Here is a 1,050-nt window from a genome sequence, read left to right on the forward strand (position 1 = left end):
GTAGCTCAATTGGATAGAGCGTTTGACTACGGATCAAAAGGTTAGGGGTTCGACTCCTCTCGGGCGCGCCATAAACGGGAAGTAGCTCAGCTTGGTAGAGCACTTGGTTTGGGACCAAGGGGTCGCAGGTTCGAATCCTGTCTTCCCGACCATTTATGGGGCCTTAGCTCAGCTGGGAGAGCGCCTGCCTTGCACGCAGGAGGTCAGCGGTTCGATCCCGCTAGGCTCCACCAATTAAATTAAATAATTGTAACSAATAATATGGCGGTGTAGCTCAGCTGGCTAGAGCGTACGGTTCATACCCGTGAGGTCGTGGGTTCGACTCCCTCCGCCGCTACCATATAAGTTACATTTRTTATAAATATATACGGAGGAATACCCAAGTCTGGCTGAAGGGATCGGTCTTGAAAACCGACAGGGGTGTCAAAGCCCGCGGGGGTTCGAATCCCTCTTCCTCCTCCATTTATTTATACCATATTCATATCATCGCGGGGTGGAGCAGTTCGGTAGCTCGTCGGGCTCATAACCCGAAGGTCGCAGGTTCAAATCCTGTCCCCGCAACCAAAGTGGTCCCGTGGTGTAGCGGTTAACATGCCTGCCTGTCACGCAGGAGATCGCGGGTTCGATTCCCGTCGGGACCGCCATTTTGTTTGGCTCGGTAGCTCAGTTGGTAGAGCAAAGGACTGAAAATCCTTGTGTCGGCGGTTCGATTCCGTCCCGAGCCACCATTTTAAGACGGCGATTGTGGCGAAGTGGTTAACGCACCGGATTGTGGTTCCGGCATTCGTGGGTTCGATTCCCATCAGTCGCCCCATCTTAAGTAACGCGGGTGTAGTTTAGTGGTAAAACCTCAGCCTTCCAAGCTGATGTCGTGAGTTCGATTCTCATCACCCGCTCCAAAAATGGGCCTATAGCTCAGCTGGTTAGAGCGCACGCCTGATAAGCGTGAGGTCGGTGGTTCGAGTCCACTTAGGCCCACCATATTCCACAGTAGCTCAGTGGTAGAGCTATCGGCTGTTAACCGATCGGTCGTAGGTTCGAGTCCTACCT

General features: G+C 53.1%; 10 tRNA genes. All 10 read left to right on the plus strand.

The annotated features are described in order from the left end of the window. Positions 1–75 precede the first annotated feature (75 nt). Positions 76–152, plus strand: a tRNA-Pro gene (locus AC1D0Y_RS29535). Positions 153–157: 5 nt separating this feature from the next. Then, a tRNA-Ala gene (locus AC1D0Y_RS29540) sits at positions 158–233 on the plus strand. A gap of 30 nt (positions 234–263) precedes the next feature. Next, positions 264–340: transfer RNA gene (locus tag AC1D0Y_RS29545), tRNA-Met, on the plus strand. Positions 341–369: 29 nt separating this feature from the next. Further along, a tRNA-Ser gene (locus AC1D0Y_RS29550) sits at positions 370–462 on the plus strand. A 25-nt stretch (positions 463–487) separates the two neighbouring features. Next, a tRNA-Met gene (locus tag AC1D0Y_RS29555) sits at positions 488–564 on the plus strand. Positions 565–568: 4 nt separating this feature from the next. Beyond that, positions 569–644, plus strand: a tRNA-Asp gene (locus tag AC1D0Y_RS29560). Positions 645–652: 8 nt separating this feature from the next. Beyond that, positions 653–728: transfer RNA gene (locus AC1D0Y_RS29565), tRNA-Phe, on the plus strand. 10 nt (positions 729–738) lie between these two features. Beyond that, positions 739–814 (plus strand) — tRNA-His (locus AC1D0Y_RS29570). An 11-nt stretch (positions 815–825) separates the two neighbouring features. Next, a tRNA-Gly gene (locus tag AC1D0Y_RS29575) sits at positions 826–899 on the plus strand. 5 nt (positions 900–904) lie between these two features. Beyond that, positions 905–981, plus strand: a tRNA-Ile gene (locus AC1D0Y_RS29580). Positions 982–1,050 lie beyond the last annotated feature (69 nt).

It is taken from the genome of Priestia sp. P1_B12_1 (assembly GCF_056406695.1).